This window comes from Cohnella endophytica, from assembly GCF_003628305.1.
Taxonomy (GTDB): Bacteria; Bacillota; Bacilli; order Paenibacillales; family Paenibacillaceae; genus Cohnella; species Cohnella endophytica.
The window spans coordinates 461,290-477,905 of sequence record NZ_RBZM01000006.1 but is presented as its reverse complement, the minus strand read 5'-3'; the positions used below and the strand labels follow the sequence as shown (position 1 = coordinate 477,905).

The following is a 16,616-nucleotide window of genomic DNA, read 5'->3' as shown; positions in this document are numbered from 1 at the left end:
AACCTCCGATAATATCAGCTCGGCAGATGATAAAAGTTGATCTTGGATGCCGTCGGGCTTATGGCCAAGCTGCAATAACGCATTGGGGAAAACCTAAATGAGGCGAGATGAAATTGTTGGTGGAGATGATATAACAGCCTAGTATGCTTCATCATTTCGATTCCGCTTAAGCCAATCCCGATTGCCTTTAGCAGAGCCTCTTTTCTCGTCCATAAATAATAAAATGCATGTACTTGATCATCATGGGGTAAGGCTTCGACAAACGAAATTTCCTGGGCTGTAAAGTAGCGACGAGCTAGATCTTGCCAGTCTAAATGATCCTTTACTTTTTCTAAGTCGATTCCCGCATCGCGTTTGCTTGATACGACGTACAATACGTTCCGTTCGTCATGGGTCATATTAAAATATATTTCTTCCCCTTGCGGCTGGCCCGATAAGAACGGTTTTCCGTATTTCGTTTTCTCGAACTTTAGCGTGCTGGCGTCGAGCCCGGTGTACGCGGCTAGAAGGAGCCTCAGATTTATTCGGGATTCCGCATACAGTTCCCGAGCCTCCGGGAACTTATAATTCATGGCCTTGCTCTTTTCTTCATCGGATAAGATGCGGTAATATGCCCCGATCGAATGCGATTCCCGTCTAGCCGACGCTTGCCATACGTGTACTTCATTGCCCGCTCGAAAGGGTTCTCCGACAATGCCTTCGAACCCCTTAACTTCTTGCCACTTCATCTCCGGCATATTCTCGAATCGTTGGAGCTCTTCGCGACGGTTTATCTCTTCCGGCAAATGGATCATCCTCGTTCAGAGATCAATAATCGAGCCGTACATCTCGACGTTTTTAATGATCTTGTGCCATTTGATTAATTGTTGGTACCAGCTTAAAGTGATCGACTGCTCCAACTGCGTCATATTACCGCTTTCGAGTTCTTTGTATATTTCTTTCGCGCCGTCGGCAGCCGTCCATTTCGCTTCCCAGTTCAGTACGGTATTGATCTTATCGAAGCTGACCCGATAAGAACGGTGATCGGGATCTCCGTACCATTCCACTTCCACGTCCCTCGGAAGCGCCGCGGAGATTTCATCGGCTAGTTGTCCGAGTTGGTAATTATTGCGGTTCGACCCTACGTTGAAAATTTGCTTATTGATGATCGACGTGTCCGCTTCAAGCAATAAGCACATCACATCCGTCGTATCTTGCACATGTACCATCGGTCTCCACTGCGTACCGTCTCTCATGAGAGGAATGATACCGGTATTAAACGCACCTAGAGTCATCCCGTTGATAGCCAGATCAAACCTCATTCGAGGCGCAAATCCGAACACTGTCGCCTGTCTAATAACAACGACGGTGAAGTCGGAATCGGCTAACGGCAATATCGATTGTTCCGCTTTTTCGTTGGCTTTCGCATAAGCCGTTAAAGGACGGGAAGGAGAAGTCTCGTTTACGATCGTCTCCGGGTCGGTAAACCCGTAAATGCTGCATGAAGAGGGCAAGATGTATCTTTCCACGCCTAACCTCTTAGCTTTAATCGCGGTGTTTAGCCGTGCCCCGTAATTAATTTGATACGTCGATTCCGAGAAGAGCTCTCCGCTGGGATCATTGGAAATCGCCACGAGGTCGATAACCGCCGAAACTCCGGATAAATACGCATCTTTCATCATGCGGGCATCGTCTTTAACGATTGTTAAATTCGGATGAGGTCGAAGCTTGTCTTCCCCGAAAAAAAAGCGATCCAATGCGACGACTTTATACCCCTTGTTAAGCAGCTTAGGCACCAATACGCTGCCGATATAACCGCCCGCGCCCGTAACCAATACCGTATTCATGCTCGACACTCCCTTACGATTTCATCCACTACGAACTCCGCGAAGGGAATGCTGCATGTGAACGCGGGAGAAACCGCATTCAATACGTGCATCGACCGATGGTCCCCTTCAATAACGAAATCCTGTACCAGTTCAAGCGATTGTTTATTCAAAAGCTGAGCTCTGATGCCCGGTTTCAGAAAATCTCCGAATCCTTTGGCATCCAATCGGCTAATCAACTTAAGAGACAGATTGATTAAGTTCATTTTCTTGTATTTTCTAATTTCCTCTAAGGCCATGCTCCTGAAATTAAAGGAGTTGTGGATTAACAGCTTGGATTGATAATAGACGATCTGGAAAAATTCCCATGCATTGAATCTTTGGAAGCCCGAGTAATTCTCTCGCCAGAAAACCGGGATCGCGGTAGGTCCGATTTTGATGCTTTCGTCTACGGTTTTCGTAAAATGGACGCCCAGAAACGGATTGTTAATATTCGGGACCGGATATATGTTTGTTCCGATTTCGGAATTGTTTTTTTCGTATTTTAAGTAAATTCCTTTAAAGGGAATGATCGTATACTTTTTGCCGAAACCGTACTTCTGTGCGATTTTGTCGGCATAAAGACCGGAAGCATTGATTACGTAGTTACTTTCGAATACCCCGCGATTCGTAACCATTCGATTGCCTTTGTGTCGTAAATACACGGTTTCGAAATGAAAATCCACCCCGTTCCGTTCATTTTCCGCTTGCATCTCTTGGCAGACTTGGATAGGATCCACGGTCGATGTCGACGGCGAGAAGAGAGCTTTCCGGAACGTTTTTACATTCGAATCAACCTTTGCGGCTTCATCCGCGCTAAGCCAGACGAGCTCCACGCCGTTCCTGTCGCCTCTTCTTTTAAGCTCTTCTAGTCCAGCCAAATCTTCCTCGCTGGTCGCCACGATAAACTTGCCGCACTTATTGATCTTAAGTCCGTTGGCATCGCAATATTGGGTCATAGCCCGATTGCCATCCCTAGTGAACTTGGCCTTTAAACTGTCTACCGGATAATAAAAACCCGCATGAAGCACTCCGCTGTTCCGGCCGCTGGAATGCATCGCGACTTTGGCTTCCTTCTCGATAACGCAGATCGTTTTGCGAGGAAGTCTTCGTCTTAACTCCCTGGCGATCGTCAAACCGATAATGCCTGCGCCTATTACTAGGTAATCGACTTTTTTAATTGTCTCTATCCTGTCTATTTTCATATTCTCACCGGTTCGTTTTCTTTAGCGAAGACAACTCGTTTCTTATCGTGATGATAGGCGACCCGAAGCAAATACTTCCCATAGTCGTTTTTCATCATTGCTTCCGCGAGATTGATCAATTGTTCTTGCGAAATGTAGCCCTTCTCGTAAGCTATTTCTTCCAAGCATGCGATTTTTAAGCTTTGCCTTTTTTCTATCGTTTCAATGAACTGAGAAGCTTCCAGCAATGATTCATGCGTACCGGAATCCAACCAAGTGAAGCCCCGTCCCAATATTTCGACATGCAAATCGCCTCGTGCCAGATACTCCCTATTCACGTCCGTGATTTCCAATTCGCCGCGTACGGAAGGTTGAATTCCTTTGGCGATTTCAACGACTTGATTGTCGTAGAAATATAACCCGGTAACCGCATAGTTCGATTTGGGATCCGTGGGTTTTTCTTCGATGGATATCGCTTTTCCCGCCGCATCGAAATCCACGACTCCGAATCGCTCCGGGTCCTTCACGTAATATCCGAACACGGTTGCCCCCCGCGTACGGCGCATCGAATTTTGCAAAATCGGGGTCAGGCCATGGCCGAAAAATAGATTGTCTCCAAGAATTAAAGCGACTCTGCTTCTCCCGATAAACGATTCGGCTATTTTGAAAGCTTGAACGATGCCGTCCGGGGAAGTCTGGACACCGTAGGAAAGGGATAATCCGAAGTCGGCTCCGTCTCCAAGAAGCTTTTTGAATCGCGGACTGTCTTCGGGAGTCGAAATAATCATAATCTCCCTCACCCCGGCAAGCATCAGTACGGAAAGCGGATAATAGATCATCGGCTTGTCGTAAATGGGTAACAGATGTTTGGAGATTACCCTTGTTAAAGGGTACAATCGGGTTCCGCTACCGCCCGCTAATATGATTCCCTTCATGCTAAGACCACTCCCGAAAATGATGATTAGTTTGATTCATAGTAAGAATAAATGCTGTCTATTACTTGATCCGCCTCGTCCTTCCGCAACTGATAGTACAAGGGTAATCTGACGAGTCTCTCGCTTTCTCTGGTCGTAAACCGATCTTCTCCTTGGAACGAACCGAAGCTTACTCCTGCAGGCGAGCTGTGCAGCGGCACGTAATGAAACGCGGCCGAAATTCCCTTTTCTTTCAGATAGAGCAGCAAATCCGTTCTTTCTTCTAGATCTCTCGTCTTGATGTAGAACAAGTGAGAGTTGTGTTTGCAGTGATTCGGAATGGATGGAAGAGTAATTCTCCCCTTCTCTTCTAATCCCCTCAGTCCTTCATAATAGCGGTTCCAACTTGCAAGCCTGTCCGAATTAATCGCATCCGCGTGATCGAATTGAGCCATTAAGTATGCTGCGTTCATCTCGCTGGGCAAGTAGGAGGAACCGACGTCTACCCAGGTGTATTTATCCACTTGGCCTCTAAAGAAACGCGACCTATTCGTCCCTTTTTCCCGAACGATTTCGGCTCGGCCGGCGAACCTCGTTTCATTTAACAGAAGAGCTCCGCCTTCGCCGCAATTGTAATTTTTCGTCTCGTGGAAGCTAAAGCAACCCATGTGGCCGATCGATCCAAGCGGTCTTTCTTTATAGGTACTCATTAAGCATTGCGCCGCGTCTTCGATGACCTTTAATTCATATCGATTGGCTAAATCCATGATGGCATCCATTTCGCAGGAGACGCCTGCATAGTGGACCGGAACGATCGCTTTCGTCCGGGGAGTAATGGCCGATTCAATTAAGGTTTCATCTAGGTTAAGCGTGTCCGGTCGAATATCCACGAAAACAATTTTAGCTCCGCGGAGTACAAAAGCATTTGCTGTCGAAACGAAGGTGAACGATGGCATGATGACCTCGTCTCCGGGCTGTATGTCCGCGAGAATTGCCGTCATTTCCAAGGCATGCGTACACGATGTCGTTATAAGGGCTTTCCGGGTCTGGCTATAGTTCTCTAACCATTCCGAGCACCTTTTGGTAAACGGACCGTCCCCGCACAATCTGCGACTGGCAACGACCTCTTGAATATAAGTCGTTTCTTTTCCGGTAACCGCGGGTCTATTAAAAGGAATCATGAATCTACTCTCCTCGACAGCTTTCTTGTATACAAATTGTGTCGTTATTGCAAGGATAAGATACAATTCGTAACATGTCAATGGAATTTTATTTTTATTCTCTTAACTTGTTTTTTCTTTTCTTTCTTCCATGAACAAGGAGAGAAGCCGTTCTTTGACCGATTCCCGCTCGTACAAATTAAGTAGCTGGTTGCGGGCATTACTAACGATTTGCGCAGCAAATGTCCGATCGCGAATCAGCTTTAGAATCGCATCGGCAAAAGCTTGCGGCTCATCCGCGAGGCAGATGTCCCGGTCGTTCTCGCAAACGATCCCTTCGGCGCCCTTCTCGGTGGATACAACAGGTATACCATATGCCCATGCCTCCAAGATTTTCAGCCGGGTTCCTCCGCCTTCCAGCAAAGGCGCGATAACGACCGAGGCATTCCGCATATAGGTTCCCATGTCGGGAACGAAACCGGTGACAACGATGCTCGAATCCGATTCCGCCAATGCTTGCACTTCCGGATGTATACCCCGCCCGACGATATGCCAGGTTAGATCGGGTATAACCGCTTTAAGAATGGGATAAATCTTCCGGCCGAAGTAGAGTGCTCCGTTAACATTGGGGAAATAGGACATCGTTCCCGGGAAAATGATGTTGGGCGATCGAGGAGTAACATTCTCCGCTCGATCCGATTCATAAGATCTCATATCCACAAAGTTAGGAATGACTTTGATTTTGTGCTTGTCGGATGGAGATAAAGATTGAAAGGCCTCGGCATCCGGTTCCGAAGTCGTAAGCAACAAATCCGTACGTTTGCAAATTTCCTTCTCCAGCTTTCTATTCCAATGGCTAGCCAACAAAAAATAAGTTTTTCTAAGCATTGAGGTTTGCGTTAAAGCAAACTGCCGGGACAAACTGGTTTCGAAGTTGTGCGCGTCCGTGACTAATAACGAGTTAGGTTGCAAAGCCCGGAGCAAAGGCAACAAATACCCTAGAAAACTATGCGTAACGACTACATAGTCATACTGCCGTCTCTCCGATAATTGTTTAAGCCTATGCGAAAGATGCAAATCGGCATGGCTTAGAAGAGAGTTATTTCTTCTTAGGATCAAGGATCTCAAACGTAGCGACCAGGATTTATAATCCATGCTTGGAACGGTATGCAGTCGGCAATTGTTCGGAATATTCAACTCTTGCCGCTCCTCGTCGCGAGCTACGGGTTCATAGGCAAGTAAATCGATTTCGAAATGTTCGGATAATAAGCGAAGAAGATTAACGATCCGAATTTTGTCTCCGCCGGCGGGCGGGAACGGATTTTCGGGACATATATACAATATGGATTTAGATTTGATCATAATCCCTCCCGGCGGCTTTCGTAATTCCGGCTAATTCAATAGCTGCGACTTGAATTTCTGCAGCAACGAGAACGCCGGACGCGGCAATATTTTTTCTAACACCGGCATCATAGGTCTTGTCGCTCGTTTGATCATCCGAATCGTATTTACTTGAGGTTTGTAATTTTTCCATTCGGTCATCTCTAAATAACGATAGTACTCTTGCTTGTACGGATGAATGTTATCGAAATGCCACGGCTTGCTTAGACCCGTAAAATGTATGGCGGCAGGAAGCTGAGAACTCTTCCAATTTTTAATAATCGTGCTATGCGCGTTCCATGTCGAAGGCAACGGAACCCAATCCTCATACAAAAGCGCATTTAAGGCATCCTGCTCGTGATATTTCAATAGCTGCGTGTTTAGACCGATGTATTCCATTGCTCTAAGGTTGATAGACTCGGCCCGCCATTTGTTCAAGTCCGCTATCATGATCCCCGCGTTAAAATATACGCCTTCCGGAATCCCCAGCGTTTGGCATTGAGAAGCCGCCCATGTATCAGGCACCGCCGCGATTGCGCGCCCTTGCAAATCCGTTTCCCATAATTCGGCGATGTTGCCGGTCACGACGACATCGCTGTCCAAACAAATGCACTTGCTCATCGAAGTCGGAATGACATCCGCGATCGCCAACCGTAAATAAGTCTCTCTGCTGTTGTTCCCCATGGAATCGAATCCTTGATAAGGAGAAGAATCTATCGCGGCGAATTGAATATGAGCCCCGAATTTCTCGACTGTCCCTATGAGTTTGGCTTGGTTTTCCTCGGTTAACCCCGTGCTTATGACGAATAACCGAACGTTTGCTCCCGGAGATACATTCATCAGTACCGACGCGAATGTGACGCCGAGATGCTGCGCATAGTTATCGTCCGCAATCGAAACGACAATGATTTCTTGTGCGGGCCCGTTATCGGTCATCCTATCTCCCTCCTTTTCATGAGTATGATTACTTTTTTGGGGAGGAATCGCTTGGCGCTCCACTTAATAAGCCTGATTATTCGAATTCCGACTACGCCCCAATTCACTTCCTGCCGATAGTTTCTCCATTCGGTCATCCGCAAGTATTTGTAATATTCATTTTTATAGCGATGATAATTATCGAAGTGCCAAGGTTTGCTTATATCCGTATAGTGAATAATTGCCGGGGGTCTCTGTCCTTCCCATTTCTTGGTGTCGGCGTTCCATTTATGCGGTACTTCCACCCAGTCATCGAATAACAATGCATTCAGCGCGTCCTGATCGGGAAAATGCAATTTCGCATCGTAATGGGAAATATAGTCGATTACTTTCTTGGCTAGGGATTGTTCTCTCCATTTGGTTAAATTCATTACCAATACGCCCGAATTAAAATACCTGCCTTCAGGAATCCGTAGACTGCTGCATCGATATTCCGCAAAGTGATCGCCAACCGCGGCAATTGCTTTATCGCCTAATTCCGTATCCCATAACTCGGCGATATTTTCGGTAACGACGATGTCGCTGTCCAAATAAATGACTTTGGATACCGTTGGCGGCAAAGCTTCGGGAATCGTCAGCCTAAGATACATTGCCCTATTAATGTGCCCGGTAGTAGGGAAACGTTCGAACAGCGCACCATCAATCGCGATAAAGCGAATGTCGGCGCCGAATCGCTTGAACGTGCTCTCCAGCTTCGATTGATTATCAACGGATAATCCTGAGTGAACGATGTATAAACGAACCGAGGTTTCTTGAGGAACGTTGGCGAGTAAAGATGCGAAGGTGACGCCGAGGTGCTGCGCATAGTTGTTATCGACTCCCGCGACCACGTGGATCTCCTTAGAATTCATGATGTTACTTACTCCTCCTTAAGAAGGGATTGATCAAGGAAATTTTGTCATCTTCGAGAAGCTGATCTCCAATCTGGACTTCGATATATTCCAACCCGCTTTTCGTAGCGAGACTATGCTCGTTACCCGCCGAAATCGATAATACGTCTCCGATCTTTACCGGCTTCGTCGTCCCGTTAATCGTAAATTCCCCGGTTCCCGAGACGATCATGATGATCTCTTCTCTTAGAAGGTGCATCTCGTAATCCAAGCTTTTCCCCGCGGAGAGGCTGATTCTTTTGGTTAGCGTTTCATGTCCTTCGCCGGTTTGTTTGAAGTCTAGAACACGATAACTTCCCCATTGCCTTTCCTCGTACATCGGGCGTTGCACGTTATCCTTTAGCAGATCTTTAATTTTGGGGCTCAATTGCTTGTCCGCGACAAGAATGCCGTCAGGGCTGGCAGCCACGATAATATCGGACAATCCGATAACGGTTACGGGCACATCGTACTCATTAATGACGTGCGTATTGATGCAATCCTCGGATAGTAGGACATTGCCTAACGTGGTCGTGCTCATTTCTTCCGTAAGCGTGTTCCAAGTACCCAAATCTTTCCAGTATCCGTAATAAGTGTTTACTACCACTTGATCGGCTTTCTCGATGACCTCATAGTCGAAACTAATTTGGGGGAGCTTGCGATACTGCTTCTTCATTTCCTCGTACTGAATCGGATATCCGTTACCGATAAGCAATTCGATAATATAGCCCAACTTAAAAGCAAAAACCCCGCAATTCCATAGCGCGTTTTGCTGAATAAGCGACTGCGCTAAAGATTCGGAGGGCTTTTCCTTAAAAAACTTGACCTTCATATGGGCTTCCGCGTTTTCTTCCTGCTCTTCGGGAACGATGTAGCCATACTTTTCCGAAGGGTGCAGGGGCTTTACGCCTATTAGGGCGATATCGGCTCCCGTCTGCTCAATCGTGCTCTCGAGCTCCCTAATTTTATCGAAAAAACTTGCCTCGACGTACGGGTCGACAGGCAACAAACCTACGACTTCGTCCAAAGAAACCCCTTCTATAGAGTATAAATAGGTTGCGGCTAGAGCGATTGCCGGAAACGTGTCCCGCCTTTCGGGCTCCACTATTATTCGTTCCCTGTCTTCAAGCTGGCTTTGAAGTATTTCTAATTGGGAGGCTCCCGTTACCAAGTAGGAGGTTTCTTGCAATCCCGCTTCCTTCAACTGTCTCCATACCCTCTGAACCATCGACTCCATTTCTCCGTCTTCGTTCATGAGCACCTTCAAGAATTGTTTGGATCTCCGATCGTTCGATAGCGGCCATAGGCGTTTCCCCGATCCTCCGGAAAGCAAAACCAACTTCATCTTTTCCACACGTCCTTTCCCAGGTAATCAGTCCGTTAATTGACGCCTCTCCGAAACAAGCTGCGAAGCAGATCCCTTTTGAAATAGTAAAATACCGTCACGTACAAAATAACGCCGGCCCCCACCTGTATCGATAATTGAACGTACTCGGAATGGAACCTAACGAACTTATTGATCAATAATACGCACACCGCCATGTTCGCGCTGTATAACACGCCTTGGGACATGCTGCCGATATATTGCCGGAAGCAAGAGCCTAAGATTCGCCGGATAATATAGAAATAATGAATCAGGAACAAAATAAACTGCACGAATAAATACGCTATGGCTACGCCCAGCGTACCTCCCAAATAAGCGCCTAACGCCACGCCCGGAAACTGTACGACCATGCTAATGAGCATGTACTTAAACGTTATGTTTACTTTTCCTTTAGCCGCCAATAAAGAGGCAGACGTCGTGACGGATTGCATTAACATGACGCCCGATAAAATCTGCACGATAATGATACTCGGCTCCCATTGGCTACCGAAAATGAGAGGAACGAAATTATGCGCCGTGACCATCAATCCGAAAAAAATAGGCGGACAAATAAAGCTGATCATCCCGATCATCTGCAAATACCCTTTTCTGAGCAAATCGATTTCGTTTTGGATTTTGGCGTAGATCGGCAACGAAATTTGCGCGATCATTGGATTTAATTTCTGCATGGGGATGATGCATAATTGATAGGCGAACATGTAGTATCCGAGTTTCTCGGCGCCGAGCGTGCTTCCTAAGATCAAATAGTCGATTCTGGAATTAACCGTATATAATACGCTGGTCCCCGTTTGATAAATTCCGAAGCTAATGAAGCTTTTGACATCCACCCAAGCGAAGTGCAGCGTCGGCTTCCAGACTTTGCGGCCTATGATAACGAGTCCAATGGATTTTACCGAAACATTGACCAAGAACGACCAAACAAGAGCATATACCCCAAACCCCAAGTAGGCGGTCGCTATCGCGACCGTGAAGCTAATGACGTGGGAAAGGATTTCGATTAAGGTTGTGCTATTGAACTTTATTTCCTTCTGGAACAAGATCTGAAATTGTTGGCCGATTGCCGGGATGACGCATATAAAAGACATCCAGTGAATTAACGGGACCAGTTGGGGTTCATGGTAGAACCAGGCGATCGTCGGAGCGAGTACCCAAACAATCGCGCAAACGATCCCGCAAATCATCAAGTTAAGGATATACAGACTGGACAGATTGTTATTGGACATATTCTGTCTCTGAATGATTACGTTGGATATTCCCATATCGCTGAATCCCATGAAAATATTGACTACCGCCGTAATCATGCCGATAAGGCCGTAATCGGAAGGGGTCAGTATTCGGGAAAGCACGACGAATTGAAGAAGCTGGATGAGGGTTATGCAAACCGCTGCCATGCTGTACCATTTCATTGCCGTTATTCCTTTAGTTCTTAATGACATTGCCCCTACGCCACCAATCTAGAGTTTCAGTTAAACTATTTTCAAAATCCCTGATAGGTTTCCACCCTGTTGCTTGAACTAGTTTGTTAGAGGAACCTACGAATAGTGGTACTTCCGATTTTCTGAATTTCGAGGGATCCGATTGAATTTCAATGGGCAGTCGGGACTGCAAAACGAAAAAATCCAGTATTTCTTTAATCTTGATGGGTTTGCCCGAGCAAATATTGTAGACGCCCCTGCCGGTCTCGGTTTCTAGCAGCTTGATATAAGCGTCCACTACGTCGCGAACATCCGTAAAATCCCTTTCCGCTGACAAATTGCCGATTCTAATGATAGGAGGAGCCTTCAAGCTCTCGATTCTCGCGATCTGGGAGGCAAAATCGCTGATCACGAACCCTTCTCTTTGACCGGGACCGAAATGGTTGAACGGCCTCGCATGAATCAAGTTCAAGTCGTTATGACTCGCGATTTGCAAAGCTAATTGACCTGCGGCCAGCTTGCTGGTTGCATAAGGATTCTGAGGCAAGCAAGCGTCCTCTTCCGTGAGGGGAGCACCTAGCTTGCCGGTCCAGCCATACTCCTCGCTTGATCCGACCGTTATTACTCTGGCATAAGGCGATAACTTAATAATGGATTTAAGCAAGGTTACGGTGTGCCCCGCATTTGTTATCAGGGTTTGCATCGGATCGGCCCAAGCGACTCTGACTTCGCTTTGGGCCGCCAGATGAATAACCCCTTCCGGCTTCGCGATTTCCATTGCGTCGAACAGCATGGACTCATCCGACAAATCGAAAAACAAGTTATTAACGGGCTCCTGAAACGCGTTGCTTCTATTGCGCATGCAGGCGTATACTTGATGGCCTCTTTCCGCTAGCTTCATGACCAGATACGTGCCTACGAACCCGCTTGCTCCGGTTACCAATACTCGCATCCTTATTCACCTATTTCCGCATAAATTCCCGTTAGAAGCTGGCCAATGATTTGCTCCAGTCTTTCTCGCCGACCAGGACCAATGAGGAACCTTCCTTTTTTACGCGGTTAAGATCGGCATCCACCATCATGTGAATGAGTTGCTCGAGCGGCGTTCTTGCTTCCCACCCTAGTTTCGTATTTGCTTTTTCGGGATTGCCTAGCAAAATATCGACTTCAGCCGGCCGATAAAGTTTAGGATCGTGCATAACGTAATCCTCGTAATGCAGCCCGACGTATTCGAATGCGATCCTGCACATTTCCCTAACCGTCGTCGTATATCCGGTAGCGACTACGTAGTCATCCGCCTCTTGCTGCTGAAGCATCAGCCACATGGCTTCCACGTAATCCCCCGCGAATCCCCAATCTCGTTTGGCATCAATATTGCCCAAGTGCAGCTTCGTTTGCTTGCCGAGCTTAATTCTCGCGACCGCGTCCGTTACTTTTCTCGTAACGAACTCGATTCCTCTTAACGGCGATTCATGATTAAACAAGATGCCGCTGCATGCGAACATCTCGAAGCTTTCCCGATAATTAACCGTGATCCAGTGTCCGTACAACTTAGCTACCCCATAGGGGCTTCTAGGATGAAAAGGCGTCGTTTCGGATTGGACCGCTTCTTGAATGTACCCGAACATTTCGCTCGTAGAGGCCTGATAGAACCGAATGCCCGGATCCGTAAGCCGAATGGCCTCGAGCAAATTTAGAACCCCTAAGCCGGTGACGTGCGCCGTAAGAATCGGTTGATCCCATGACGTGCCCACGAAGCTTTGAGCCGCTAAATTATAAATTTCGGCCGGTTTGGCGATTTGTATCGCACGGATCAACGAAGAGAGATCCGCCATATCGCCTTCGATTAATTCCACTTGTTTAGAGATCCCAAGATACTCCAATCTCCATAACGTACACGTGCTCCTACGAGCAAGAAGTCCATATACCTTATAACCTTTGCCTAACAGTAGATGGGCTAAGTAAGCGCCATCTTGCCCCGTAATGCCTGTAATCAGCACGGATCGCATTAGATTACCTCCCGCTTATTGTTTTGTTTATTCCAATCGGAATCGAAAAGTTTGAGCTGTTCGGAGACGTATTGCCGGAATTCGTATTGAAATCTCTCCTTGGAAAATCTCAACGCGTTTTCCCGGCAAGCCTGGGGAGCGATATCATCTAGCCTGTCCTCGAAACGGAGGATGGAAGCGACAAGGGAAGAAACCGTTTGTTCCTCGAAGAACACTCCCGTTGGAGCATGGCTGTCTAATCCTCTTACCGTTTCCAATGCCCCTCCCTTGCCAAATGCGATTACGGGCGTACCGCACGCTTGGGCTTCGACGGGAACGATTCCGAAATCTTCCTCGGCCGCGAATATGAAAGCTTTAGCCCTTTGCATTTTTTCTTTTAACGCTTCGAAAGGCTGGTACCCGAGCATAAGCACGTTATTACCGGCCTTTGCGCGAATTTTATCGAACTCCGGTCCGTCCCCGATAACGACTAATTTTTTATCCGGCAACCGAGAAAAGGCTTCGACGATTAAATCGATTCTTTTGTACGGCACCATTCTCGAAGCGGTTAAGTAATAATCTTCTTTCTCCGCATGGTAAGTAAAAGCGCTAACGTCGACAGGCGGATATATCAATGTGGATTCTCTTCTGTAAACCTTCCAAATCCGCCGTGAAATGAACTCCGAATTCGCTATAAAACCGTTGACGCCATCGGACGTACGATAATCCCACAGACGGATTTTGTGCAGCATCCACTTGGCGAGAAGTCCTTTTAACCCTTTATTTAATCCCGTTTCTTTTAAGTATTGATGCTGCAAGTCCCAGGCGTACCTGATCGGGGAGTGGCACATGCAAAGATGCAATTGATCCGGCCCGGTTAATACGCCTTTTGCGACCGCATAGGAGCTGGAGATGACCAGGTCGTATCCGGATAGATCGAACTGTTCTACCGCTAACGGCATTAAGGGGAGGTATAACCGGTATTTTCTTCTGGCGAACGGAAGACGCTGGACAAATGAGGTTTGCACGGGCTTGCCTTTAATCAAATCCCGTTGATCGTCCGGCAAGAAATCTACCAAGCTAAAAATATCGGCATCCGGATAGAGCAGGATGATTTGCTCCAGCACCTTCTCCGCGCCGCCGTAAACGGTCAACCAGTCGTGGACGATGGCAACTCGCATTTCAGTACCTCCCGTATCAATGCAACGATCTCTCCGGAACACTTCTCCCACGAGAATTGTTTGGCCCGTTCTAGCCCTTTCGTACGAAGATTTGCTCTTAATTGGGGATCTCCCATCATTCGATGAATCGATTCGGCGATCTGCTTGGGGCTGTGAGGGTCGCAGTACAAAACCGCATCCCCGCAAACCTCGGGTAATGAAGCCGTATTCGATACGATAACCGGACATCCGGATGCCATCGCTTCCAACGGTGGAAGTCCAAACCCCTCATAATAGGACGGGTAAATAAAGCAATCCGCATTCTCGTATAACGTTCGCAGTTGGCTGTCATCCACGTAGCCCAGATAGCGATATGCGCTTAAGTCCGTTGGGTGGGACGAACTGAATATTTTGGGATTGGTTCCGCCCGCGATCACGATATCGAAGTCCACCTTCCCCATCAACTCGACCGCTTGCAAGATCGAACCGAAGTTTTTATTCGGACTCATCGAACTGACCGCCAGTAGGAATGGCCTACCCTCATTAATCTTCGATAAAAACAAGGGATCCGCGTTATGATCATGAATGTGCTCCTTACCAAGATAGATCGTACGAATCTTGGAGGGGGCGATTTTGCAATATTGAATCAGCTCCTTCTTAGAGAAGTCCGAATCCGTGATGATCGATCTGGAGATCACCTTCGAAACGCTAAACAGCAATTTATACCAAGCCCGAAAAAGAAAGGAATAGGTTTGCGGAACGGCGTATACGGATGCATCATGGATCGTGGTGACCTGATTCCGCTTGACGATCGGAGAGGTATTGCACAGATTTAGCAAGAGACCGTCTCCGGTAAAGAAAGGAAGCTCGAATTGTTCCCACAGATGGCCTTTTAGCTTACCTACGAATCTAACCTCAATATGTTTGAGCTCCAATCCGTTAATCGCTCCGCGCGGAGCGATTAACGTAAATTTGAGCTCGGATGCGTCGATATCGCCGCGATCGATAAGCCTATCGATCGACTTAACCAATTCGATCGCATAACGTTGCACCCCGGTTATGGACTGGGTTAAAAATCTGGCGTTAATATAAATCTTTTTTAAGGTCATGCTGCCCCGCCTCGCTACTCGTTCGTTTTTGTTGGTTCAACTTGTTATAAGCAATTCCCAAGAATAACCAGGTTGGGAGATACGCGAATTCGGAAACGGCCATCATCATCGTCGCATAAATGACGATGATCAGAATTTTCAGTCCATTGTTCTCGTATGAACGTCTCAACTTTACGATCGGAACGAGAAAGAAGAGCGTAACGAGGAGTATCCCGACAATTCCCACATTTACGAGTAACGTACTGAACATATCCGCGGATCTAATAACGCCGAATCCGATACCGAAAAGCTTGTTCATTAAAGAAAGATGATGAAAGAAATCCAAGTGAAAGTCGAAACTATTCTGCCTTTCCGTGCCGGAGATATTCGTCGTAAAAAACTTGTCCCAGAGGAACAATTTGAAATAGTTGCTGATAGGGTTATATAGAGCTAAGCCCATGATGAGGCAAAGGATAGGAATCATGGCATTAAACTTGTCTTTGAGTCTGAAGAAGGCGATCATGCACGCTCCATATAGGACAATCCCGATATAGGCCGTGGTCGACGTGGTCAGTAGGAGGGCCGCTAGAAAAATAAACTGGATCAAATATTTTCGTTTGTGCAATGCGTAAATCCAATACGGAAGCAAAGTAAAAGCGGCCATGCTGGGCTCTCCCGTCAAGCTCTTAAGCCTCTCGATCGTCAACGATCCGATTTGCGTCAGTTGAAACCAGCTTCCCGTATGTTCGCCGAACATTCGATTACTGACGAAGTCTCCGTTCGTATGAAAAACTTGGAAGTACGTAATTTCGTAAAATCCATACGCCGCGATAATTAAAGCCCCTATGTAAATGTAACGATCCCAAGTTTCTTTGTAGAAATTTTTGACGAATAGAAAAGTTAATACGCCGGAAAATAAATATAAAGATTGCGTGATGGAGCTGCTCCTGAAAAATACGTTCAGCTTTTCTTTATCGACGAGATTGATTCCGGTAAAATCTACCGCATGGCCATAGAGCAATCCGAATTGACTCAGCAGATAAAGCAGAATATAGAGCAGAATAAAGAGAACGATGTTGCTGATGTACAGCTTCTCCCTGAATACAGATCCGAATAGAACGACGACAACGGATGCCAAAGCAAACACATAGGCGATTGTCGTGCCTTGCACGGACGGTACAAGCAAGAACGAAGTAATCGGCAAAAAAATCGCCCACGCATAGAAGTACCTTTGAAATAACACGGTATTTTTCAT

General features: G+C 46.8%; 15 protein-coding genes. All 15 read right to left on the bottom strand.

Features of this window, described 5'->3' with window-relative positions; genetic code table 11:
• Positions 1-14: 14 nt before the first annotated feature.
• Positions 15-785 carry a 4'-phosphopantetheinyl transferase family protein gene (locus D7Z26_RS15855; protein WP_158602341.1) on the bottom strand — a complete coding sequence of 257 codons (771 nt, stop codon included), beginning with the start codon at positions 783-785 and terminating at the stop codon, positions 15-17.
• Between the two features lie 15 nt (positions 786-800).
• The gene (locus D7Z26_RS15850; protein WP_120977944.1) at positions 801-1,826 is read right to left on the bottom strand and encodes an NAD-dependent epimerase/dehydratase family protein; all 1,026 of its coding nucleotides are present in this window, start codon (positions 1,824-1,826) and stop codon (positions 801-803) included.
• Complete coding sequence (gene lhgO, locus D7Z26_RS15845; protein WP_120977943.1) at positions 1,823-3,049, bottom strand: L-2-hydroxyglutarate oxidase; 1,227 nt, start codon at positions 3,047-3,049, stop codon at positions 1,823-1,825. The genes D7Z26_RS15850 and lhgO overlap by 4 nt, the downstream gene beginning before the upstream one ends.
• Positions 3,046-3,963 carry a glucose-1-phosphate thymidylyltransferase RfbA gene (rfbA, locus tag D7Z26_RS15840; RefSeq protein ID WP_120977942.1) on the bottom strand — a complete coding sequence of 306 codons (918 nt, stop codon included), beginning with the start codon at positions 3,961-3,963 and terminating at the stop codon, positions 3,046-3,048. Before rfbA ends, lhgO begins: the two co-directional genes overlap by 4 nt.
• A gap of 26 nt (positions 3,964-3,989) precedes the next feature.
• Entirely contained in the window at positions 3,990-5,123 is a 1,134-nt protein-coding gene (rffA, locus tag D7Z26_RS15835) for a dTDP-4-amino-4,6-dideoxygalactose transaminase (RefSeq protein ID WP_120977941.1), read from the bottom strand.
• Positions 5,124-5,225: 102 nt separating this feature from the next.
• Positions 5,226-6,464 (bottom strand): glycosyltransferase, encoded by a 1,239-nt coding sequence (locus tag D7Z26_RS15830; protein WP_120977940.1) that lies wholly within the window; start codon positions 6,462-6,464, stop codon positions 5,226-5,228.
• Between the two features lie 30 nt (positions 6,465-6,494).
• Complete coding sequence (locus D7Z26_RS15825) at positions 6,495-7,418, bottom strand: glycosyltransferase family 8 protein (RefSeq protein WP_120977939.1); 924 nt, start codon at positions 7,416-7,418, stop codon at positions 6,495-6,497.
• Entirely contained in the window at positions 7,415-8,308 is an 894-nt protein-coding gene (locus D7Z26_RS15820; protein ID WP_120977938.1) for a glycosyltransferase family 8 protein, read from the bottom strand. Before D7Z26_RS15820 ends, D7Z26_RS15825 begins: the two co-directional genes overlap by 4 nt.
• Before the next feature lie 4 nt (positions 8,309-8,312).
• Positions 8,313-9,671, bottom strand: coding sequence for a sugar phosphate nucleotidyltransferase (locus D7Z26_RS15815; protein ID WP_120977937.1), 1,359 nt, complete (start codon positions 9,669-9,671; stop codon positions 8,313-8,315).
• Between the two features lie 35 nt (positions 9,672-9,706).
• Complete coding sequence (locus D7Z26_RS15810; protein ID WP_120977936.1) at positions 9,707-11,146, bottom strand: MOP flippase family protein; 1,440 nt, start codon at positions 11,144-11,146, stop codon at positions 9,707-9,709.
• A complete protein-coding gene (locus D7Z26_RS15805; RefSeq protein ID WP_120977935.1) occupies positions 11,130-12,077 on the bottom strand; it encodes an SDR family NAD(P)-dependent oxidoreductase in 948 nt (315 codons plus the stop codon). The genes D7Z26_RS15810 and D7Z26_RS15805 overlap by 17 nt, the downstream gene beginning before the upstream one ends.
• A 31-nt stretch (positions 12,078-12,108) precedes the next feature.
• Positions 12,109-13,134 (bottom strand): GDP-mannose 4,6-dehydratase, encoded by a 1,026-nt coding sequence (gene gmd, locus D7Z26_RS15800; protein ID WP_120977934.1) that lies wholly within the window; start codon positions 13,132-13,134, stop codon positions 12,109-12,111.
• On the bottom strand, positions 13,134-14,294 hold the full coding sequence (locus D7Z26_RS15795; protein WP_120977933.1) for a glycosyltransferase family 4 protein: 1,161 nt from the start codon (positions 14,292-14,294) through the stop codon (positions 13,134-13,136). Before D7Z26_RS15795 ends, gmd begins: the two co-directional genes overlap by 1 nt.
• Positions 14,264-15,382 (bottom strand): glycosyltransferase family 4 protein, encoded by a 1,119-nt coding sequence (locus D7Z26_RS15790; RefSeq protein WP_120977932.1) that lies wholly within the window; start codon positions 15,380-15,382, stop codon positions 14,264-14,266. The genes D7Z26_RS15795 and D7Z26_RS15790 overlap by 31 nt, the downstream gene beginning before the upstream one ends.
• A complete protein-coding gene (locus D7Z26_RS15785; RefSeq protein ID WP_120977931.1) occupies positions 15,357-16,616 on the bottom strand; it encodes a hypothetical protein in 1,260 nt (419 codons plus the stop codon). Before D7Z26_RS15785 ends, D7Z26_RS15790 begins: the two co-directional genes overlap by 26 nt.